Annotated in this window: 17 protein-coding genes; 6 read left to right on the plus strand and 11 right to left on the minus strand. The window is 60.9% G+C overall.

The window, feature by feature from the left end; all coding sequences use genetic code 11:
- Positions 1-89: 89 nt before the first annotated feature.
- Positions 90-1,922: a sigma-54-dependent Fis family transcriptional regulator gene (locus ACM6J5_RS07230; RefSeq protein ID WP_095945991.1), complete on the minus strand. Its 1,833-nt coding sequence runs from the start codon at positions 1,920-1,922 to the stop codon at positions 90-92.
- A gap of 384 nt (positions 1,923-2,306) precedes the next feature.
- On the opposite strand from ACM6J5_RS07230, the gene ACM6J5_RS07235 reads away from it, so the two are divergent.
- From ACM6J5_RS07235 to ACM6J5_RS07260, 6 genes are read left to right on the plus strand one after another with little or no spacing between them, the layout of a single operon-like run.
- Positions 2,307-3,401, plus strand: a complete 1,095-nt coding sequence (locus ACM6J5_RS07235) for an ABC transporter ATP-binding protein (protein WP_414928091.1) — start codon at positions 2,307-2,309, stop codon at positions 3,399-3,401.
- Positions 3,401-4,516 carry an ABC transporter ATP-binding protein gene (locus ACM6J5_RS07240; protein ID WP_095943708.1) on the plus strand — a complete coding sequence of 372 codons (1,116 nt, stop codon included), beginning with the start codon at positions 3,401-3,403 and terminating at the stop codon, positions 4,514-4,516. The genes ACM6J5_RS07235 and ACM6J5_RS07240 overlap by 1 nt, the downstream gene beginning before the upstream one ends.
- Positions 4,513-5,379: a carbohydrate ABC transporter permease gene (locus ACM6J5_RS07245; protein WP_008046507.1), complete on the plus strand. Its 867-nt coding sequence runs from the start codon at positions 4,513-4,515 to the stop codon at positions 5,377-5,379. Before ACM6J5_RS07240 ends, ACM6J5_RS07245 begins: the two co-directional genes overlap by 4 nt.
- Before the next feature lie 8 nt (positions 5,380-5,387).
- Positions 5,388-6,188, plus strand: coding sequence for a carbohydrate ABC transporter permease (locus tag ACM6J5_RS07250; RefSeq protein ID WP_095943709.1), 801 nt, complete (start codon positions 5,388-5,390; stop codon positions 6,186-6,188).
- Positions 6,189-6,198: 10 nt separating this feature from the next.
- A complete protein-coding gene (locus ACM6J5_RS07255; protein ID WP_095943787.1) occupies positions 6,199-6,471 on the plus strand; it encodes a DUF2160 domain-containing protein in 273 nt (90 codons plus the stop codon).
- Positions 6,472-6,518: 47 nt separating this feature from the next.
- Positions 6,519-8,261 carry an ABC transporter substrate-binding protein gene (locus ACM6J5_RS07260; RefSeq protein WP_095943710.1) on the plus strand — a complete coding sequence of 581 codons (1,743 nt, stop codon included), beginning with the start codon at positions 6,519-6,521 and terminating at the stop codon, positions 8,259-8,261.
- Positions 8,262-8,522: 261 nt separating this feature from the next.
- Here ACM6J5_RS07260 and nuoN read toward each other — a convergent pair whose 3' ends face one another.
- From nuoN to nuoE, 10 genes are all read right to left on the minus strand, one after another.
- A complete protein-coding gene (nuoN, locus tag ACM6J5_RS07265; RefSeq protein ID WP_095943711.1) occupies positions 8,523-9,986 on the minus strand; it encodes an NADH-quinone oxidoreductase subunit NuoN in 1,464 nt (487 codons plus the stop codon).
- Positions 9,987-9,993: 7 nt separating this feature from the next.
- On the minus strand, positions 9,994-11,526 hold the full coding sequence (nuoM, locus tag ACM6J5_RS07270) for an NADH-quinone oxidoreductase subunit M (RefSeq protein WP_095943712.1): 1,533 nt from the start codon (positions 11,524-11,526) through the stop codon (positions 9,994-9,996).
- 39 nt (positions 11,527-11,565) lie between these two features.
- Positions 11,566-13,419, minus strand: coding sequence for an NADH-quinone oxidoreductase subunit L (gene nuoL / locus ACM6J5_RS07275; RefSeq protein ID WP_095943713.1), 1,854 nt, complete (start codon positions 13,417-13,419; stop codon positions 11,566-11,568).
- Positions 13,416-13,724, minus strand: coding sequence for an NADH-quinone oxidoreductase subunit NuoK (gene nuoK, locus ACM6J5_RS07280; RefSeq protein ID WP_007946416.1), 309 nt, complete (start codon positions 13,722-13,724; stop codon positions 13,416-13,418). The genes nuoL and nuoK overlap by 4 nt, the downstream gene beginning before the upstream one ends.
- A gap of 2 nt (positions 13,725-13,726) precedes the next feature.
- Entirely contained in the window at positions 13,727-14,230 is a 504-nt protein-coding gene (gene nuoJ / locus ACM6J5_RS07285) for an NADH-quinone oxidoreductase subunit J (protein WP_046037836.1), read from the minus strand.
- Between the two features lie 9 nt (positions 14,231-14,239).
- A complete protein-coding gene (gene nuoI / locus ACM6J5_RS07290; RefSeq protein ID WP_007970449.1) occupies positions 14,240-14,785 on the minus strand; it encodes an NADH-quinone oxidoreductase subunit NuoI in 546 nt (181 codons plus the stop codon).
- Positions 14,786-14,795: 10 nt separating this feature from the next.
- Positions 14,796-15,803: an NADH-quinone oxidoreductase subunit NuoH gene (gene nuoH / locus ACM6J5_RS07295; RefSeq protein WP_095943714.1), complete on the minus strand. Its 1,008-nt coding sequence runs from the start codon at positions 15,801-15,803 to the stop codon at positions 14,796-14,798.
- A complete protein-coding gene (gene nuoG / locus ACM6J5_RS07300; protein WP_150671702.1) occupies positions 15,800-18,514 on the minus strand; it encodes an NADH-quinone oxidoreductase subunit NuoG in 2,715 nt (904 codons plus the stop codon). Before nuoG ends, nuoH begins: the two co-directional genes overlap by 4 nt.
- A 137-nt stretch (positions 18,515-18,651) precedes the next feature.
- Complete coding sequence (gene nuoF, locus ACM6J5_RS07305) at positions 18,652-20,007, minus strand: NADH-quinone oxidoreductase subunit NuoF (RefSeq protein ID WP_095943716.1); 1,356 nt, start codon at positions 20,005-20,007, stop codon at positions 18,652-18,654.
- The gene (nuoE, locus tag ACM6J5_RS07310; RefSeq protein ID WP_008053447.1) at positions 20,004-20,501 is read right to left on the minus strand and encodes an NADH-quinone oxidoreductase subunit NuoE; all 498 of its coding nucleotides are present in this window, start codon (positions 20,499-20,501) and stop codon (positions 20,004-20,006) included. Before nuoE ends, nuoF begins: the two co-directional genes overlap by 4 nt.
- Between the last annotated feature and the right edge of the window lies 1 nt (position 20,502).

The raw sequence follows: 20,502 nt of genomic DNA on the forward strand, positions 1-20,502 counted from the left end.
TTTGAGTTTTGTGAGCAACATAGATCCCCTGTAGGAGCGAGCCTGCTCGCGATGGTCTCAAGCCAAACCCCACCAGCGCGGTTCAATCGTCATTCAGTCTGGCGCAACCGCTTGTAAAGGGTATTGCGACTAACCCCCAACCGCCGCGCCAGATACGAAATATTCCCCCCTGCCGCCTGCAATTGCCGGTTCAAATCCTCGGTATCATTCAGATCCACGGCCAACGGTTCCGGCGTATCGACCGGTTCCATCTCCAGGTCGACAAAAAAATCATCCGGCAAATGCTCCGGCCTTATCGGTTGTTCCTCGGCCATCGCCAATGCCACCTGCATCACACTGCTGACCTGGCGCAAATTTCCCGGCCACGGATGACGGTCGAACAGCTCCAATACCTCGCGGCTCAGCCCAGCCCATTGGCTGGGTTCGCGATGCTGTTCCCACAGGCGTTTGAACAGTGCCTCTTTATCGCTGCGCTCTCTTAACGGCGGCAGTTCCAGGGTCAGGCCGCCAATGCGGTAATACAGGTCTTCACGAAACCGCCCCAGTTGTACCTGTTCGCGCAACGAGCGATTGGTCGCGGAAATGATGCGCAAGTCCACAGGGAACAACTCGCTGCTGCCCACCGGCTGCACGCAACGCTCCTGTAACACCCGCAACAGTCGTGCCTGGGTCGGCAGCGGCATGTCACCGATTTCATCGAGGAACAGCGTGCCCTTGTCAGCCTTGCGGATCAGCCCGATGCTGCCTTTCTGGTTGGCGCCGGTGAACGCGCCTTTCTCATAGCCGAACAGCTCGGACTCCACCAGTTCGGCGGGAATCGCTGCACAGTTGACGGCGATGAACGCTTGTTTGCTGCGTGAGCTGGCCTGATGCAGGGCTTTGACGAACACTTCCTTGCCAACCCCGGTTTCACCGTGGATCAGCAATGGAATGTCTTTTTCCAGCAAGCGCTCGGCCTGACGCACGGCTTTTTCCACGCGACTGTCGCCGAAGTGCAGGGTGTTGAGGCTGATGGGCGCGGGTGCAGCTACAACCGGCTCGGTGAACACTCGAGGTTGAATCGTTGCCTGTTTCGGCCGCTTCAACAGGCACTGGAAGCGATTGCGCCCCGAGGTTTGCAGGGCGAAGGGCAGGCCGTCGGGCTGGTTCAGCAACTCCAGCAGCGAGACCTTGAACAGGCTTTCGACACTGACCCGCGACAGGCTGATGCCCAGCAGATTGTCAGCCCGGCGATTGGCCGACAGCACCTGGCCGGTCTCGTCGAATATCAGCAACCCGGCCCACTGACTGTCGAGGTTGTTCAGTCCGGTATTGAACGTCAGCTGGAAATGCTGGCCATGGAACAGGTTGAGGATCAGCCGGTTTTCCACGGTCTGGCTCATCATCTTGACCATGCCCAGGGTGTGGGAGGGGGGCAGGTAGCTGTCGCTGGACACGTCCAGCACCGCGATCACCTTGCGCTCGGCATCGAAAATCGGCGCGGCGGAACCGGTCATGAAGCGGTTGGCCTTGAGGTAATGTTCATCGTGCTCGATGTGCACCGCTTGTTCGCAGGCCAGGGCGGTGCCGATGGCGTTGGTACCGGTGCAACGTTCCATCCAGCTGGCGCCGGCGCTGAAACCCCGGGCCAGTTTCGGTTCGATGAAGCGCTGGGTGCCCCAGGACGTTAGCACCTGGCCCTGGTGGTCGGCGAGCATGATCAGGCAATTGGAATTGCTGAGGATGTTCTCGTAGTAGGGCAGCACTTCCTGATGGGTGGTTTGCACCAGTGAATGCTGGCTCTCCAGCAATTGTGCGATGCCCGCGGCCGGCAATTGGTCGAATGCCGGCGTGCTTTGATGGCTGAGGCCGAACGCGCGGCAACGGGACCAGGAGTCCTGGATGATGGCGTCGTGGGACAACGGCGATGCGGGTGCGGCCATGGCAGTCGATCTCTGGGCAAGCTTTTATTGTTTTTATGGTGACTTCAACTTCACACGTTCCCTGTAGGAGCGAGCCTGCTCGCGATGGACGTGAGAGCGCCGCGTTTATTCAGACAGCCCTCGTCAACGTTAACGTCCATCGCGAGCAGGCTCGCTCCTACAGGGGGGCGTGAGCAGTCTGTAGAGTGTTGTTCACTATTGTTCACTGTCAATGGGTGAACTGTTCAATTGTTCATTTCCGATTGTTCATTTGTGTTCAGCAACGAACGCTGTTTCGCCGTCTTCTTCGAGAATTTCAAGCTGAATCAACAGTTTGAGATTTTTGGCACGGATGTCGCTTTAGAGCTCCGGTCGCTTGACTCCAAATAATAAAAAGGCCGAGCCATGTCACTCACCCTGGAGCACGTCAGCCGCACCGTCGAGGGCCAGACCTGGATCGACGATGCCAACCTGAGTTTTGAACCCGGTTCCTTCAACGTTTTGCTGGGGCGCACCTTGTCCGGCAAGACCAGCCTGATGCGCCTGATGGCCGGTCTGGACAAGCCCGACAGCGGCCGCATCCTGATGAACGGCGTCGATGTCACCCAACGCCCCGTGCGCTTGCGCAATGTGTCGATGGTCTATCAGCAGTTCATCAACTACCCGACCATGACGGTGTTCGACAACATCGCCTCGCCGCTGCGTCAGGCCGGTGTATCCAGCGAAGTGATCCAGAGCAAGGTGCTGGAAACCGCGAAGATGCTGCGCATCGAGAAGTTTCTCAAGCGCTATCCACTGGAGCTTTCCGGCGGTCAGCAACAACGCACGGCCATGGCCCGGGCGCTGGTCAAGGATGCCGAACTGATCCTGTTCGATGAGCCGCTGGTCAACCTCGACTACAAGTTGCGCGAAGAACTGCGCCAGGAAATGCGCGAGCTGTTCAAGGCGCGCCACACCATCGCGATTTACGCCACTACCGAACCCAACGAGGCCCTGGCCCTGGGCGGCACCACCACGATTCTTCACGAAGGCCGGGTGATCCAGAGCGGCCAGTCTTCCTCGGTCTATCACCAGCCGCAAACGGTGCTGGCGGCGGAGCTGTTCTCCGAGCCGCCGATCAACCTGATGCCGGGACGCATTGCCGGCAACGAAGTGAGTTTCGCCAACTTCGTGCATTTCCCGCTGAACGTCGATCTGCGCCCGGTGGGCGAGGGCGAGTTCCGTTTCGGCGTGCGGCCCAGCCATATCTCGCTGGTGCCGAGCAACGACGATGACCTCGAATTGGCGGTGACCGTCGAAGTCGCGGAAATCAGCGGCTCGGAAACCTTCCTGCACGTGCGCAACGAGCACTTCCTGCTGGTGCTGCACTTGCCGGGTGTCCACGAATACGACGTCGATGCGCCGATACGCATCTACATCCCGACCCATAAACTGTTTGTGTTCGATACGCAGGGGCGGCTGGTCCAGGCGCCGGGCCGGCGTGTCACGAGGGTTGCCTGATGGCCGAAATCCGTTTGCAGAACCTCGCCCACAGTTACACCAGGACCCCGGCGGGACCGGAGGACTATGCGATCCGCGAGATGGACCACATCTGGGAGCAAGGCGGCGCCTACGCGTTGCTCGGTCCATCGGGCTGCGGCAAATCAACCTTGCTCAACATCATTTCCGGGCTGCTCAGCCCGTCCCAGGGCCATGTGCTGTTCGACGGCAAAGCGGTCAACAACCTGACCCCGGAGAAGCGCAACATTGCCCAGGTTTTCCAGTTCCCGGTGGTCTACGACACCATGACGGTGTTCGACAACCTGGCCTTCCCGCTGCGCAATCAGGGCATGGCCGAGGCCAGGGTCCATAGCAAGGTGCAGGAAATCGCCGAGGTCCTCGACCTGCAGAACCTGCTGAGCAAAAAGGCGCGCAACCTCACCGCCGACGAAAAACAGAAAGTTTCCATGGGGCGCGGCCTGGTGCGCGATGACGTGTCGGCGATCCTGTTCGACGAGCCGCTGACGGTGATCGACCCGCACCTGAAGTGGAAACTGCGGCGCAAGCTCAAGCAGATCCACGAGCAGTTCAACATCACCATGGTCTACGTCACCCACGATCAGTTGGAGGCCTCGACCTTTGCCGACAAGATTGCGGTGATGTACGGCGGGCAGATCGTGCAATTCGGCACGCCAAGGGAATTGTTCGAGCGCCCGAGCCACACCTTTGTCGGCTACTTCATCGGCAGCCCCGGGATGAACCTGATCGAGGTGCAGCCGCAACCCGGCGGTGTCGGTTTTGCCTCGACGCACCTGCCGCTGTCCGAGGCGATGCAGCAGCGTATTGCCGAGTCCGAGTGGAATACCCTGAAGGTCGGCATTCGTCCGGAGTTCGTCCATGTGTGGGACGAAGCCTTTGATGACGCGCTGCGGGCACAGGTCGTACACGTCGAAGACCTGGGCACCTACAAGATCATGAGCCTCGACCTCGATGGCGTGCCCTTGAAAGTGCGCCTGGCCGAAGACAAACCAGTGCCGCAAGGCACGGCCTACATCAGTTTTCCGGCGCAGTGGCTGATGGTCTACGCCGATGAATTCCTGCTCGAAGCCAATGCCAACCAAGAGGCGCAGCCATGAACAAGGTGCAGAACAACAAGGCCTGGTGGCTGGTGTTGCCGGTGTTCCTGCTGGTGGCGTTCAGTGCGGTGATCCCGATGATGACCGTGGTCAACTATTCGGTGCAGGACATCTTCGACCAGTCCAGCCGCTACTTCGTCGGCGCCGACTGGTACAAGCAAGTGCTGCTCGATCCGCGCCTGCACGACTCGTTGCTGCGCCAGTTCATCTACTCGGCCTGCGTGCTGCTGATCGAAATTCCCCTGGGGATTGCGATTGCCCTGACCATGCCGACCAAGGGCCGCTGGTCGTCGGTGGTGCTGATCATCCTGGCGATTCCGTTGCTGATTCCGTGGAACGTGGTCGGCACCATCTGGCAGATCTTCGGCCGCGCCGACATCGGTCTGCTGGGGGCGAGCCTCAAGGCCATGGGCATCAGCTACAACTATGCGGCGAACACCATGGATGCCTGGGTCACCGTGCTGGTGATGGACGTCTGGCACTGGACCTCGCTGGTGGCGCTGTTGTGCTTCTCCGGCCTGCGGGCGATTCCGGATGTGTATTACCAGGCGGCGCGGATCGACCGGGCCTCGGCATGGGCGGTGTTCCGGCACATCCAGCTGCCCAAGCTCAAGAGCGTGCTGCTGATCGCGGTGATGCTGCGCTTCATGGACAGCTTCATGATCTACACCGAGCCCTTCGTGCTCACGGGCGGCGGTCCGGGCAATTCCACCACCTTCTTGAGCCAGACCCTGACGCAAATGGCGATCGGGCAGTTCGACCTCGGGCCGGCCGCCGCATTCTCGCTGGTGTATTTCCTGATCATCCTGTTGGTGTCCTGGCTGTTCTACACCGCCATGACTCACTCCGACGCCAACCGCTGAGGCCCGCCATGAGCAAGAGAAAGCTTGTTCCACTGCTGATCTACATCCTGTTCCTGCTGGTGCCGATCTACTGGCTGCTGAACATGTCGTTCAAGAGCAACAGCGAAATCCTCGGCGGCCTGACACTTTTCCCACAGGACTTCACGCTGGCGAACTACAAGGTGATCTTCACCGATCCGAGCTGGTACACCGGCTACATCAACTCGGCGTACTACGTGAGCCTGAACACGATCATTTCCCTGACCGTGGCGCTACCGGCAGCCTATGCGTTCTCGCGTTATCGCTTCCTGGGCGACAAGCACCTGTTCTTCTGGCTGCTGACCAACCGCATGGCGCCACCGGCGGTGTTCCTGCTGCCGTTCTTCCAGTTGTATTCCTCGATCGGCTTGTTCGACACCCACATCGCCGTGGCCCTGGCCCACTGCCTGTTCAACGTGCCGCTTGCGGTGTGGATTCTAGAAGGCTTCATGTCCGGCGTGCCCAAGGAAATCGACGAAACCGCCTACATCGACGGCTACAGTTTTCCCAAGTTCTTCGTGAAGATTTTCATCCCGCTGATTGGCTCCGGCATCGGCGTCACGGCGTTTTTCTGCTTCATGTTTTCCTGGGTCGAACTGCTGCTGGCGCGAACCCTCACCTCGGTGAACGCCAAGCCGATCGCAGCGGTGATGACCCGCACCGTCTCGGCATCCGGCATTGACTGGGGCGTGCTGGCGGCGGCGGGGGTGTTGACCATCCTGCCGGGCATGCTGGTGATCTGGTTTGTTCGCAACCACGTGGCCAAGGGCTTTGCCCTGGGCCGGGTATGAGGAACTGATGATGGAATGGATGAGCTGGACCGTCCCCACGGCGGCATTTTTCAGTGTGATCGCCCTGATCCTGGTGGTCATGACCACTTGGGAATTACGTTCGCCGAGCATCCTTCGGCGTGGATTTTTGCCGATTGCCACCACCCGTGGCGATCGCTTGTTCATCGGTCTTCTCGGCAGCGCCTACCTGCATTTGCTGGTAATCGGCGTCACCGACTGGAGCATCTGGGTCGCCTTCGCGATGTCCCTGGTGTGGCTGTTGGCTGTGATGCGTTGGGGCTAGTCGAATCGCTCGGCAATGTTGCTCCGAAACTCAATAAGGAGGTCTCTATGTTCGACAAAAACAATAAGCTGCGACATAGCATTTCATTGGCAGCCATGCTGGCACTCAGCGGTTTGAGCGCGTCTGCCTGGGCCGATGCCTATGAAGACGCCGCAAAGAAATGGATCGGCAGTGAATTCAAGCCATCCACACTGACGGCCGATCAACAACTCGAAGAACTGAAGTGGTTCATCAAGGCGGCTGAGCCGTTTCGCGGGATGAGCATCAAAGTGGTGTCGGAAACCATCGCCACCCACGAGTATGAATCCAAGGTGCTGGCCAAGGCCTTCACCGAGATCACGGGGATCAAGCTGACCCACGACCTGCTGCAGGAAGGCGACGTGGTGGAAAAGCTGCAGACCCAGATGCAGTCGGACAAGAACATCTATGACGGCTGGGTCAATGACTCGGATCTGATCGGTACGCATTTCCGCTACGGCAAGACCGAATCGATCACCGACCTGATGGCTAACGAAGGCAAGAACTTCACCTCGCCGACCCTCGACATCAAAGACTTCATCGGCATCTCCTTCACCACCGCGCCGGACGGCAAGATCTATCAGTTGCCTGACCAGCAGTTCGCCAACCTGTACTGGTTCCGCGCCGACTGGTTCGAGCGCGCGGACCTCAAGGCCAAGTTCAAGGAAAAGTACGGCTACGAGCTCGGCGTGCCGGTGAACTGGTCGGCCTATGAAGACATCGCCAAGTTCTTCAGCGAAGACGTCAAGGAAATCGATGGCAAGCGCGTCTACGGGCACATGGACTACGGCAAGAAAGACCCGTCCCTGGGCTGGCGCTTCACCGATGCCTGGTTCTCCATGGCCGGTGCTGGCGATAAAGGCATACCCAACGGCTTGCCGGTGGACGAGTGGGGTATCCGCGTCGAGGATTGCCATCCGGTCGGCTCCAGCGTAACCCGCGGTGGCGACACCAACGGCCCGGCGGCCGTGTATGCGACCACCAAGTACGTGGACTGGATGAAAAAATACGCGCCACCGGAAGCGGCGGGCATGACCTTCTCCGAGTCTGGGCCGGTGCCGTCCCAGGGCAACATCGCCCAGCAGATCTTCTGGTACACCGCGTTCACCGCCGACATGACCAAACCGGGCCTGCCGGTGATGAATGCCGACGGCACGCCGAAATGGCGCATGGCGCCTTCGCCGAAAGGCCCGTATTGGGAGGAGGGCATGAAACTCGGTTATCAGGACGCCGGCTCCTGGACCTTCATGAAATCCACGCCTGAGAAACAGAAACTCGCGGCCTGGCTCTACGCGCAGTTCGTGACCTCGAAAACCGTGTCGCTGAAGAAAACCATCGTCGGCCTGACGCCGATCCGCGAATCGGACATCAACTCGCAAGCCATGACCGACCTGGCACCGAAACTCGGCGGCCTGGTGGAGTTCTACCGCAGCCCGGCCCGCGTGCAATGGACCCCGACCGGGACCAACGTGCCGGACTATCCACGCCTGGCGCAACTGTGGTGGAGCCACATCGCCGAAGCCGCCAGCGGCGAGAAAACCCCGCAACAGGCACTCGACGGCCTGGCCAAGGATCAGGACGCGATCATGACCCGTCTGGAACGCTCGAAAGCCCAAGCCACCTGCGCCCCGAAAATGAACCCCGAGCGGGATGCGCAATACTGGTTCGACCAACCGGGCGCACCGAAGCCGAAACTGGAAAACGAGAAGCCTAAGGGCGAGACCGTGAGCTATGCCGAACTGCTGAAATCGTGGGAGGCGGCGCGTAAATAAGGCGACCTGTAAGAAGCGAACGGCACCGTAAGGTGCCGTTTTCTTTTGTACCTGATCTACCGCGATCGCGAGCAGGCTCACTCCTACAGGTTATGTGTCATGCAATGAATTTGTGGGCGACCCGACCACTGTAGGAGCGAGCCTGCTCGCGATGAGGCCATTCCTGACAACCGATTACCTATGACCGAACACAAATCCCCAAACGCAAAAACGGCACCCGAAGGTGCCGTTTTTGTTTACCACCGAGGGTCGCCTAAGCGATCAACCCGCCAACCCTGACTGTTGAACCAGGTTCAGCAGCGGTTGTGGGTACAGGCCGAGGAAGAAGGCCAGTACCGCGATGGCCAGCAGCATCACGCCGCCTGCCTTCTGTTCCCAGTGCAACTGGGCATCAACGCGACGCAGGTTCGGTTCGATCAGGTACAGGGTGACCATCACACGCAGGTAGTAGAACACGCCGATGGCGCTGCCCAGTACCAGCGAGCCGACCAGCCACCATTGGTGCGATTCAACGCCGGTGGCGATGATGTAGAACTTGCCGATGAAGCCCGCGGTCAGCGGGATACCGGCCAGGGACAGCATCATCACGGTCAGTACGGCGGTCAGGTACGGACGGCGCCAGAACAGGCCGCGGTATTCGTACAGGGCATCCGCGTCACGGCCTTTGTACGGCGAGGACATCAGGGTGATCACGCCGAAGGCGCCGAGGCTGGTGATCACGTAGGTGACCAGGTACACGCCGATCGCTTCCACGGCCAGACCCTTGCTCGCCACCAGGGCGATCAGCAGGTAACCGAAGTGGGCGATGGACGAGTAACCCAGCAGACGCTTGAGGTTGCTCTGGGTCAGTGCCAGCAGGTTACCGAACAGGATCGACGCGATGGCGATGATGGTCAGCACGTCGCTCAGCACGCCGCTGCTCGCCGCAGGCGAGATCTGGAACAGACGCACCATCACCGCGAACACGGCCACTTTGGAAGCGGTCGCCAGGAACGCCGCGACCGGCGCCGGAGCGCCTTCGTAGACGTCTGGAGTCCAGAGGTGGAAGGGTACCAGCGACAGCTTGAACGCCAGGCCGATCAGCATCATGCCCAGGCCCAGTTGTGCCAGCGAGCTTGGCAGGCCGGTGGCCGCCAGGGCCTGACCGATGCCGACGAAGCTCAGGGAACCCGAGTCTGCGTACAGCAGCGCCATGCCGAACAACAGGAACGCGGAACCGGCAGCCGACAGCACCATGTACTTGATGCCGGCTTCCAGCGAGCGCTTGTTGAAGAAGGCGTAAGCCACCAGACCGTAGACCGGCACCGACAGCAGTTCCAGACCGATGAACAACCCGGCCAGGTGCTGCGCGCTGACCAGCACCAGGCCACCGGCGGCGGCCATCAGGATCAGCAGGTACAGTTCTTCACGGTTGCCCGGGTAACCCGTGCCGCCATCGCCGAGGTAGGCGTGGGCGAGGGTCACACAAGCGAGGGTGGCGACCAGGATCAGCGCCATGTACAGGCAGGCGAAGCTGTCGATCTGCAGCAGTGGGGTCACGGCCAATGGCGCGACTTTCAAGGCAGGCAGGATCGACAGCAGTGCCAGGTTCAGACCCGCCACGGACAGCAGGAAGGTCTGGGAGTGGTTGCGGCGCCAGGCGATCGCCAGCATCACCACGATGATCGTGGCGCTGGTGATCAACAACGGCGCTAGCGCGATAAAGTGTTGAGTCGTGAATTCCATAGCGCTCTTACCGGGCCGAAGCGAGTTGAGTGAAGGCGGTGCCGAGCCACTGCTGCACGCCATGCATCGTAGCGGCAGAGGTATCGAGGAACGGTTGTGGGTACACGCCGATGTAGATCAGCAGCGCAGCCAGACCGACCACCATGATCATTTCGCGACCGTCCATGCCATGCAGAACTGCGTCCGATTTGGCCGGACCGAAGTACGCACGGTGGATCATGATCAGCGAATAGACCGAACCGAACACCAGGCCGGACGTGGCGATGATGGTGACCCATGGAGCGATCGGGAAGGTGCCGATCAGGATCAGGAACTCGCCGACGAAGTTACCGGTACCCGGCAAGCCCAGGGACGCGGCAGCGAAGAACAGGCTGAGGGCCGGCAGGTAAGCGATCTTCGACCACAGGCCACCCATTTCACGCATGTCGCGGGTGTGGGTGCGTTCGTACAGCTGGCCACTCAGGATAAAGAGTGCCGCCGCCGACAGGCCGTGGGCCAGCATCTGCATCACCGCACCCTGCAGCGCCAGTTGGCTGCCGGAGTAGATGCCGATCAGTACGAAGCCCATGTGGGAAACGGACGAGAAGGCAATCAGACGCTTGATGTCGGTTTGCGCGAACGCCAGGAACGCACCGTAGAAGATCCCGATCAGACCCAGGGCCATCGCAAACGGCGCGAACTCGGCCGAAGCATTCGGGAACAGCGGCAGGGCGAAACGCAGCAGGCCGTAGGCCGCGGTCTTCAGCAAGATACCGGCGAGGTCGACGGAACCTGCGGTCGGCGCCTGGGCGTGAGCGTCAGGCAACCAGGAGTGGAACGGCACGACCGGCAGCTTGACCGCGAAGGCGATGAAGAAACCGAGCATCAGGATGTACTCGGTGGTCATCGACATCTTGGTCTTCAACAGGTCGGCGTAGTTGAAGGTAATCACGCCGGTGTCGTTGAAGTTGACCAGTACCAGGCCCAGGATCGCCACCAGCATGATCAGGCCGGAAGCCTGAGTGAAGATGAAGAACTTGGTCGCCGCGTAGATCCGGGTTTTCTTGCCGTCCGAAGAACTGTGACCCCAGAGCGCGATGAGGAAGTACATCGGCACCAGCATCATTTCCCAGAAGAAGAAAAACATGAACAGGTCGAGGGCCAGGAACACGCCGACGACACCGCCCAGGATCCACATCAGGTTCAGGTGGAAGAAGCCCACGTGACGCTGGATCTCTTTCCACGAGCAGAGTACCGAGAGCACACCCAGCAGACCGGTCAGCATGATCATCAACAGCGACAGGCCGTCGAGGGCCAGGTGCACGTTGATGCCGAAGCGCTGGATCCAGACGTGCTTGAACTCAAGCGCCCAGGTCGGGTCGGCGCCAGGCGCCGGGGCAAAAGAATAATCGCCGTTGGCCCACAGCCAGAGGCCGAGGGAGAGCAACAGGGACATGGTGATCAGCGCAATCCAGCGGGGGAGGGTGGCGCCGAAGCGCTCACCCATCCAGCACAGCAGGCCGCCGATGAAGGGGATCAGGATTAGCCAAGGCAGAATCATGACGGGTTCGTTTCCTTTCGCAAATTCGCAAGGTTCATATCAGACCGCTACCAGCACGACGGCGCCGATGACCAGCACGGCACCAGCAGCCATCGAGGCGGCGTACCAACGCAGTTGACCGGTCTCGGTACGGCTCAGGGCGGTGTGACCGCCTTTGGCCATGCGCGGGATCAGACCGATGGTCTGGTCGAGCGGGTCTTTGCGCAGGATGTGGCTGATCGCCAGGTACGGCTTGACGAACAGTTTGTCGTAGATCCAGTCGAAGCCCCAGGCAGCGAACCACCAGGCCGAGAGGAAACGGCCGATGCCGCTGTTGGCGACGGCGGTGACGAAGCGACGCTTGCCGAGGAACAGCAGGGCAGCCAGCAGGATACCGGCCAGGGCAATGGCGCCCGAGGCGATTTCCAGGCTGTGCTTGGCTTCGCCGCCGGCATGGCCGACGCTTTCCGGCAGCACGCCGTGCAGTGGTGGAACGATCATCGCGCCGATGGCGGTGGACAATACGATCAGCACCGACAGTGGCAGCCAGTGGGCGATGCCGTGACCGGCGTGGGCTTCGGTCTTCACTTCACCGTGGAACGCGATGAAGATCAGGCGGAAGGTGTAGAGCGACGTCATGAACGCGCCGACCAGACCGGCATAGAGCAGACCGTTGTTGCCGCTGGCGAACGCTTCCCAGAGGATTTCGTCCTTGGAGTAGAAACCCGCGGTAACCAGTGGCAGGGCCGCCAGGGCCGCGCCGCCGACGATGAAGCTGGCGTAGGCCAGTGGCAGCTTCTTCCACAGACCGCCCATCTTGAAGATGTTCTGCTCGTGGTGGCAGGCAACGATCACCGAACCGGACGCAAGGAACAGCAGGGCCTTGAAGAAGGCGTGGGTCATCAGGTGGAAGATCGCGCCGTCCCAGGCACCGACGCCCAGGGCCAGGAACATGTAGCCGATCTGGCTCATGGTCGAGTAGGCGAGGATACGCTTGATGTCGGTCTGGACCAGGGCTGCGAAACCGGCGAGAACCAGGGTCACACCGCCAACGATGCCCACCAGGTGCAGGATTTCCGGCGCCAGGGTGAACAGGCCGTGGGTACGGGCGATCAGGTAGACGCCAGCGGTCACCATGGTTGCGGCGTGGATCAGTGCCGAAACCGGAGTCGGGCCGGCCATCGCGTCCGCCAGCCAGGTTTGCAGCGGCAGTTGCGCGGATTTACCGACAGCGCCGCCCAGCAGCATCAGGGTGGCCATGACCATCCAGAAGTCGCCGGACTGGAATTTCTGCGGAGCCAGCACCAGCAGTTCCTGAACGTTCAGCGTGCCCAGCTGGGCAAACAGAATGAACAGGCCGATGGCCATGAACACGTCACCGATACGGGTCACGATGAAGGCCTTGAGTGCCGCGTTACCGTTGTTGCGGTTGCTGTAGTAGAAACCGATCAACAGGTACGAGCACAGGCCCACGCCTTCCCAGCCGAAGTACAGGAACAACAGGTTATCGCCCAGCACCAGGAACAGCATGCTGGCGATAAACAGGTTGGTGTAGGCGAAGAAGCGCGAGTAACCGTCTTCACCGCGCATGTACCAGGACGCGAACAGGTGGATCAGGAAGCCGACGCCAACCACCACGCCGAGCATGGTCAGCGACAGGCCGTCCAGATACAGCGCGAAGTTCGGCGTGAAGCCTTCCACCGCCATCCACTGCCACAACACCTGGGTGTAGTGGCCGCCTTCCGGCGGGGCGACGTTGAACTGCCAGATCACGTAGGCGGTAACGATCGCCGACAGACCGATGGAGCCGACGCCGATCAGCGCAGCCAGGTTTTCCGAAATGCGGCCGCGTGAGAACGACAGCAGCAGGAAACCAATGAGAGGGAATACGAAAGTCAGAAAGAGTAGGTTCATCCGCGCATCTCACTGGCAGCGTCGATATCGAGCGTGTGGAAGCGGCGATACAGTTGCAGCAGGATCGCCAGGCCAATACTGGCCTCGGCGGCTGCCAGGCTGATCACCAGGATGAACATGATCTGTCCATCCGGCTGCGCCCAGCGGCTACCGGCAACGATGAACGCCAAAGCAGAGGCATTCATCATGACCTCCAGGCTCATCAGCACGAAGAGGATGTTGCGGCGGACCATCAGGCCGACCAGACCGAGGCAGAACAGGATGCCGGCGACCGCCAGACCATGCTCCATGGGGATAGCAGGCATCGTCATTGCTCCTTGGCTTCGTTACGGCCCAAATGGAACGCCGTGACGGCTGCGGCGAGCAGCAGCATCGAGGCGAGTTCGACCACCAGCAGGTAAGGACCGAACAGGCTGATGCCCACGGCCTTGGCGTCTACGGTGGTGTGGCCGATGGCTTCACCGGTCTGGTGGGAGAACAGCACATACAGCAGTTCCACCAGCAGCAGCGCGGCGAGGAGGACCGGGCCGCCCCAGATACCGGGCTTGAGCCAGGCGCGCTCTTGCTGAGCCGAGGCCGGCCCCAGGTTCAGCATCATCACCACGAACACGAACAGCACCATGATGGCGCCAGCGTAGGCGATCACTTCCAGGACACCGGCAAACGGTGCGCCGAGGGCGAAGAACGTCATCGCCACGGCGATCAGCGAAATGATCAGGTAGAGCAGGGCGTGCACAGGGTTGGTGTTGGTGATCACGCGAAGCGTGGACACCACAGCGATACCCGATGCGAAATAGAAAGCGAATTCCATCTTTCTTCCTTAAGGCAGCAAGCTCTTCACGTTGATCGGTTCGGCTTCATTCTGCGCGGAGCCTTTCGGCTTACCGGCAATCGCCATACCTGCAACACGATAGAAGTTGTAATCAGGGTTTTTGCCGGGGCCGGAGATCAGCAGATCTTCTTTCTCGTAAACCAGGTCCTGACGTTTGAACTCGGCCATTTCGAAATCCGGCGTCAGCTGGATCGCGGTGGTCGGGCAGGCTTCCTCGCAGAGGCCGCAGAAAATGCAGCGCGAGAAGTTGATGCGGAAGAAGTCCGGGTACCAGCGACCGTCTTCGGTTTCAGCTTTCTGCAGCGAGATGCAACCGACCGGGCACGCCACGGCGCACAGGTTGCAAGCTACACAACGCTCTTCGCCGTCGGGGTCGCGGGTCAGGACGATACGCCCACGGTAGCGCGGCGGCAGGTAGACCGGTTCTTCCGGGTACTGCAGCGTGTCGCGCTTGCGGAAGGCGTGGCCGAAAATCATCACCAGGCTGCGAAGCTGGGTGTAGAAGCCATGCACGATGTCAAAAATGTACTTCATGATTCTATCCTCACTGAGCCGCGACGGCGGGCGTGTTGAGCAACACGATCGCAGCGGTCACCAGCATGTTGACGAGGGTCAGCGGCAGGCAGAACTTCCAGCTGAAATCCATCACTTGGTCATACCGTGGGCGCGGAATCGAGGCGCGCAGCAGGATGAAGAACATGATGAAGAACGCGGTTTTCAACGCGAACCAGATGAACGGGATCTGCGGCAGGATGCCGAACGGACCGTGCCAGCCACCGAAGAACAAGGTCACCAGCAGCGCCGAGATCAGCACGATGCCGATGTACTCGCCGACGAAGAACATGCCCCATTTCATGCCGGCGTATTCAATGTGGTAACCGTCGGCCAGTTCCTGTTCCGCTTCCGGCTGGTCGAACGGGTGACGGTGAGTCACGGCGACGCCAGCGATGAAGAAGGTCAGGAAACCGAAGATCTGCGGAATGACGAACCACAGATTCTGCGCTTGATACTCAACGATGTCGCGCATGTTGAACGAGCCGACCTGGATCACGATGCCCATCAGCGACAGGCCCATGAACACTTCGTACGACACGGTTTGCGCCGAGGCCCGCAGGCTGCCCAACAGGGCGAACTTGTTGTTGCTCGACCAGCCGGCGAACAGCACCGCGTAGACCGACAGGCCAGCCATGGCGAAGAAGAACAGGATGCCGATGTTGATGTCCGCGACACCCCAGGTCGGGGTGATCGGGATGATTGCGAAGGCAATCAGCAAGGCGCTCATGGCCACGACCGGCGCCAAAGTGAAGATCACTTTGTCGGCGAACGGCGGGGTCCAGTCTTCCTTGAAGAACATCTTGATCATGTCGGCGGCGATCTGGAACGCGCCGAACGGGCCGACGCGGTTCGGACCGTAACGGTCCTGCCAGAGGGCGAGCAGACGACGCTCGACCCAGCTCAGCAGGGCACCGCAAACCACCACGGCGAGCAGAATCACCACGGCCTTGAGGACCGCGATGATCACGTCGATCACTTCAGGAGTGAACAAGGTCATTGAGCTGCCTCCTGCAGACCGTCAACGGATTTGCCAAAGATCGCTGGCGGAATGCCGGCGATGCCCGCAGGCAATGCCACCAGACCAGCACCCAGTTCTTCATTGATGCGCAGCGGCAGACGCAGGGTCTGGCCAGCCACGTTCAGGCTCAGCATGGCGCCGTCATTGACACCCAGGCGGTCGGCTTCGGACCTGGCCAGAGCAACATAAGCAGCCGGGATGCGTTCCTGAACCGGAGCGGCTTTCGAAGAGTTCTCTTCGCTGCCGAACAGGTGGAAGAACGGCACGGCCTGCCAGGTACCAGGAGCTGGGTTGAACGCACGCGGAGCGCTGGCGAACCAGTTCAGCGAGTCACCAGTGCTTTCGATCAGGCGGGTGCCCGGGTCGCCAGCGCGGATGTGACCACCGACTTCGTCCTGGAACTTGTTCCAGGCTTGCGGCGAGTTCCAGCCCGGAGACCAGGCGAATGGTACTTGCTGACGCGGTTCGGCCGAGCCCGAGTAACCTTCCATCGAGAAGGCGAACGCGGTGTCCTTGTCCTGCGGGGTACGCGGTTCGTGCACGTTGATGTCGGCGCGCATGGCGGTACGACCGGAGTAACGCAGCGGTTCACGGGCCAGTTTCATACCCTTGATGCGGAACGCGGCGGACGGTGCGGCATCGACGATGCGATTCAGGATCGAAGTGCTGGAAGCGACGGCAGCGGTGGCGTGGTCCAGTTGGGTCCAGTCAATCGGCTGGTTCAGCAGGGTTGCACGCAGTGCATGCAGCCAGCGCCAGCCTTCGTGAACCAGGATGCTCGCGTCCATGTACTTCGGATCGAAGACCTGGAAGAAGCGCTGGGCGCGGCCTTCCTGGCTGACCAGGGTGCCGTCGCCTTCAGCGAAGCTGGCGGCTGGCAGAACCAGGTGCGCGCGATCGCTGGTGGCAGTCTTCTGATGGTCGGCGACGATCAGCACTTTGGCGGCGCTTAGGGCAGCATCGACCTTGGCCTTGTCGGTACGGGTGTACAGATCGTTTTCCAGCACGACGATGGCGTCGGCTTTACCGTCGATCACGGCTTGCAGCGCGGCGTCGACCGATTCGCCACCGAGCATGGCCAGGCCGAGGCTGTTGGCCTCTGGCACGATCAGGCTGATGGAACCGTTCTTCTCGCGCAGCTTCAGAGCTTTCGCAATGTTGGCAGCAGCCTCAATCAACGCTTTGGAGCCCAGGGAGGTACCGGCGATGACCAGCGGACGCTTGGCTGCGAGCAGGGCGTCGGCGATGCGCTTGGCCAGTTCGAGCGCTTCGCTGTCCAGGCCTTCAACGGCCGGTGCGCTAGCGTCGAGGGCGTGAGCCACGGCGAAACCGATGCGGGCCAGGTCGTCTGGAGCGGCGTGAACGCACTCTTCGGCGATGTCGTCGAGCTTGGTTTCAGCCAGGCTTGCGATGAACAGCGGGTTCAGCGCGTGCTGACCGATGTTCTTCACGGCGGCGTCGAGCCAAGGCTGGACGCGCATGGCATCGGCCATGTCTTCGGCCTTGCCCTTGACCGATTGACGCAGGGACAGGGCCATGCGCGCGGCAGTCTGGGTCAGGTCTTCACCGAGGACGAACACGGCATCGTGGTCTTCGATGTCGCGCATGTTCGGCACTGGCAGCGGGCTGTCTTTCAGTACTTGCAGGACCAGGCGGATGCGTTCCAGTTCGGCAGCTTCGATACCCGAGTAGAAGTGCTCGGCACCCACCAGTTCGCGCAACGCGTAGTTGCTTTCGAGGCTGGCGCGGGGCGAACCGATACCGACGATGTTGCGACCGCGCAGCAGGTCGGCGGCTTTATCCAGCGCTTCGTCGAGACTCAGCTTGGTGCCGTTGGCCAGCAATGGCTGACGCGGGCGGTCTTCGCGGTTGACGTAGCCATAGCCGAAACGGCCACGGTCGCACAGGAAGTACTGGTTCACCGAACCGTTGAAGCGGTTTTCGATGCGACGCAGTTCGCCGTAACGTTCGCCCGGGGAGATGTTGCAACCGCTGGAGCAGCCATGGCAGATGCTCGGCGAGAACTGCATGTCCCACTTGCGGTTGTAGCGCTCGGAGTGAGTCTTGTCGGTGAACACACCGGTCGGGCAGACCTCGGTGAGGTTACCGGAGAACTCGCTTTCCAGGGTGCCGTCTTCAACGCGACCGAAGTACACGTTGTCGTGGGCGCCGAATACACCGAGGTCGGTGCCGCCGGCGTAGTCTTTGTAGAAGCGCACGCAGCGGTAGCAAGCGATGCAGCGGTTCATTTCGTGGGAAATGAACGGGCCCAGTTGCTGGTTCTGGTGGGTACGCTTGGTGAAGCGGTAACGGCGCTCGTTGTGGCCGGTCATGACCGTCATGTCTTGCAGGTGGCAGTGACCGCCTTCTTCACAGACCGGGCAGTCGTGAGGATGGTTGGTCATCAGCCATTCGACAACACTGGCGCGGAAGGCCTTGGATTCTTCATCTTCGATGGAGATCCAGGTGCCGTCGGTGGCAGGGGTCATGCAGGACATGACGATACGACCACGGGTGTCGTTTTCGTCGGTGTACTGCTTGACCGCGCACTGGCGGCAAGCGCCAACGCTGCCGAGGGCAGGGTGCCAGCAGAAATAAGGGATATCGAGGCCTAGCGACAGACATGCCTGTAACAGGTTGTCTGCCCCATCGACTTCGAGCTCTTTGCCGTCTACGTGGATAGTGGCCATGGTTCAAAGTTCTTCGTTGGCCCGGTGTCAGCGGGCGTGGCTAATGGAATCTTGTTATCCGCGTGAATCAACACAGCCGTTAAAGGCGTCATCACACGAAAAGCGAAGGGCACGGACCCTTCGCCTTTTTTAAGCGTTTACGCGCCGACTACAATCGGCCTTGCCAGAGGCGGGACGGCGGCGCTGACAGGCGCGATACCGGCTTCGAACTCTGGACGGAAGTATTTGATTGCGCTGCCCAACGGCTCCACGGCGCCCGGTGCGTGAGCACAGAAGGTCTTGCCTGGGCCGAGGAAACCAACCAGACCCAGCAGGGTCTCGATGTCGCCTGGCTGGCCTTCACCGTTCTCGATGGCCATCAGGAGCTTGACGCTCCATGGCAAACCATCGCGGCACGGCGTGCAGAAGCCACAGGACTCGCGGGCGAAGAACTGCTCCATGTTGCGCAGCAGGGACACCATGTTGACGCTGTCGTCCACCGCCATGGCCAGGCCGGTACCCATGCGGGTGCCCACTTTGGCGATGCCGCCGGCGTACATTTGTGCGTCCAGGTGTTCCGGCAACAGGAAGCCGGTACCGGCGCCGCCAGGCTGCCAGCACTTGAGCTTGTAACCGTCGCGCATGCCGCCGGCGTAGTCTTCGAACAGCTCGCGACCGGTGACGCCGAACGGCAGTTCCCACAGGCCCGGGTTCTTGACCTTGCCGGAGAAGCCCATGAGCTTGGTGCCCATGTCTTCACTGCCTTCGCGAGCCAACGATTTGTACCAGTCCACGCCGTCGGCGATGATCGCCGGCACGTTGCACAGGGTCTCGACGTTGTTCACGCAAGTCGGCTTGCCCCACACGCCAACGGCGGCAGGGAAGGGCGGTTTGGAGCGCGGGTTGGCGCGGCGGCCTTCGAGGGAGTTGATCAGTGCGGTTTCTTCACCGCAGATGTAACGTCCGGCGCCGGTGTGGACGAACAGCTCGAAATCAAAGCCGCTGCCCAGGATGTTCTTGCCCAGCAGGCCCGCTGCCTTGGCTTCTTCCACGGCACGGTTGAGGTGCCTGGCGGCGGTGGTGTACTCGCCACGCAGGAAGATGTAGCCACGGTAGGTTTTCAGCGCGCGGGCACTGATCAGCATGCCTTCGATCAGCAGATGGGGCAGTTGCTCCATCAGCATGCGGTCTTTCCAGGTGTTGGGCTCCATTTCATCCGCGTTGCACAGCAGGTAGCGGATGTTGATGGATTCGTCCTTGGGCATCAGGCCCCACTTCACGCCAGTGGGGAAGCCAGCACCGCCGCGACCCTTGAGGCCGGAATCTTTCACGGTCTGGACGATGTCGTCCTGAGCCATGTCGGCGAAGGCCTTGCGCGCAGCGGCGTAACCGTTCTTGGCCTGGTACTCGTCGAGCCATACGGCTTCGCCGTCGTCACGCAGACGCCAGGTGAGCGGGTGAGTCTCGGCCGAACGCTTGATGCGGTTGGCCGGACCGAAGGAAGTCAGGGTCATACGTAGCCCTCGAGCAATTTGGCAACGCCTGCTGGCTGCACATCACCGAAAGTGTCGTCGTCGATCATCAACGCCGGCGCCTTGTCGCAGTTGCCGAGGCAGCAGACCGGCAGCAGGGTGAAACGACCATCGGTGGTGGTCTGACCCAGGCCGATGCCCAGTTTGCTCTGGATTTCGCTGACCACGGACTCGTGGCCGCCGATGTAGCAGACCATGCTGTCGCAGACGCGAATGATGTGACGGCCGACCGGCTGACGGAAGATCTGGCTATAGAACGTCGCCACGCCTTCAACGTCGCTGGCCGGGATGCCGAGGATCTCGCCGATGGCGTACAAGGCGCCGTCCGGCACCCAGCCACGTTCCTTCTGGACGATCTTCAGGGCTTCGATCGACGCCGCGCGCGGGTCTTCGTAGTGATGCAGCTCGTGCTCGATGGCCGAGCGCTCGGTTTCACTCAAGGTGAAACGGTCTGTCTGGATAAGCGTGCTGTTCATG

The sequence above is a fragment of the Pseudomonas sp. IT-P74 genome (genome assembly GCF_949768175.1).
GTDB lineage: Bacteria > Pseudomonadota > Gammaproteobacteria > Pseudomonadales > Pseudomonadaceae > Aquipseudomonas.

Bases quoted from the DNA above. Each gene is read 5' to 3' on its own strand.
- ACM6J5_RS07230 (WP_095945991.1), bottom strand. From the start codon at position 1,922: ATGGCCGCACCCGCATCGCCGTTGTCCCACGACGCCATCATCCAGGAC.
- ACM6J5_RS07235 (WP_414928091.1), top strand. From the start codon at position 2,307: ATGTCACTCACCCTGGAGCACGTCAGCCGCACCGTCGAGGGCCAGACC.
- ACM6J5_RS07240 (WP_095943708.1), top strand. From the start codon at position 3,401: ATGGCCGAAATCCGTTTGCAGAACCTCGCCCACAGTTACACCAGGACC.
- ACM6J5_RS07245 (WP_008046507.1), top strand. From the start codon at position 4,513: ATGAACAAGGTGCAGAACAACAAGGCCTGGTGGCTGGTGTTGCCGGTG.
- ACM6J5_RS07250 (WP_095943709.1), top strand. From the start codon at position 5,388: ATGAGCAAGAGAAAGCTTGTTCCACTGCTGATCTACATCCTGTTCCTG.
- ACM6J5_RS07255 (WP_095943787.1), top strand. From the start codon at position 6,199: ATGGAATGGATGAGCTGGACCGTCCCCACGGCGGCATTTTTCAGTGTG.
- ACM6J5_RS07260 (WP_095943710.1), top strand. From the start codon at position 6,519: ATGTTCGACAAAAACAATAAGCTGCGACATAGCATTTCATTGGCAGCC.
- nuoN (WP_095943711.1), bottom strand. From the start codon at position 9,986: ATGGAATTCACGACTCAACACTTTATCGCGCTAGCGCCGTTGTTGATC.
- nuoM (WP_095943712.1), bottom strand. From the start codon at position 11,526: ATGATTCTGCCTTGGCTAATCCTGATCCCCTTCATCGGCGGCCTGCTG.
- nuoL (WP_095943713.1), bottom strand. From the start codon at position 13,419: ATGAACCTACTCTTTCTGACTTTCGTATTCCCTCTCATTGGTTTCCTG.
- nuoK (WP_007946416.1), bottom strand. From the start codon at position 13,724: ATGCCTGCTATCCCCATGGAGCATGGTCTGGCGGTCGCCGGCATCCTG.
- nuoJ (WP_046037836.1), bottom strand. From the start codon at position 14,230: ATGGAATTCGCTTTCTATTTCGCATCGGGTATCGCTGTGGTGTCCACG.
- nuoI (WP_007970449.1), bottom strand. From the start codon at position 14,785: ATGAAGTACATTTTTGACATCGTGCATGGCTTCTACACCCAGCTTCGC.
- nuoH (WP_095943714.1), bottom strand. From the start codon at position 15,803: ATGACCTTGTTCACTCCTGAAGTGATCGACGTGATCATCGCGGTCCTC.
- nuoG (WP_150671702.1), bottom strand. From the start codon at position 18,514: ATGGCCACTATCCACGTAGACGGCAAAGAGCTCGAAGTCGATGGGGCA.
- nuoF (WP_095943716.1), bottom strand. From the start codon at position 20,007: ATGACCCTGACTTCCTTCGGTCCGGCCAACCGCATCAAGCGTTCGGCC.
- nuoE (WP_008053447.1), bottom strand. From the start codon at position 20,501: ATGAACAGCACGCTTATCCAGACAGACCGTTTCACCTTGAGTGAAACC.